Genomic DNA, 537 nt, shown 5'->3' with positions numbered 1-537 from the left:
GTGTCGAGCCGGCCCGTCATCCCCTCCTCCAGGATGGCCGTGCGCACGGGCACCGCCGCGAAGCGCAGGGCGGAGGCCTCGCCGGGCGGCGCCTCCTCGACCAGCATGATGCCGGTGCCGGTGATCACGAGGTCCAGGAAGGCCTGGTGCATCTCGACGGCGAAGTTCGAGCGATCGAGATGCGCCTGCAGGATGTCGGCGGCCCCTTCCAGCGCGAAGGCGGCGGCCTGCCCTTCGGCCGTGTCGGCGATGGCGCGCGCCGGCGCCAGGCCGAACCAGCGCGACCAGGGCGGCGTCAGCTCGGCCAGCAGCGAGGCGGCGAGCTGCTCGGCGGCATCGGCGGCGGTGGCATCGTAGAGGCCGGCCGCCTCGCCCGGCGCGGGCAGGACATGGGAATAGGCGTCGGCCCAACTGGCTTCGTGCTGACGACGGCGGGCGACGGCGCGGTCATGGCGGGCGAGGATCTGCTGCGGGGTCATGTGCGTCATTCCCCGAGAAGCGATTTGCGGCTGGCGGCGAGGGGCGCCGCCGCCAGAA

At 73.7% G+C, this 537-nt stretch carries 1 protein-coding gene; it reads right to left on the bottom strand.

What is annotated here, in order from left to right; translation table 11 throughout:
- A partial coding sequence (locus AC1DWF_RS38050) for a portal protein (RefSeq protein ID WP_476843578.1) occupies positions 1–479 on the bottom strand: 479 nt, incomplete at its 3' end.
- Between the last annotated feature and the right edge of the window lie 58 nt (positions 480–537).

The organism is Aminobacter sp. P4_D5, assembly GCF_056401815.1.
This window is presented reverse-complemented; position numbering and strand designations above follow the sequence as displayed.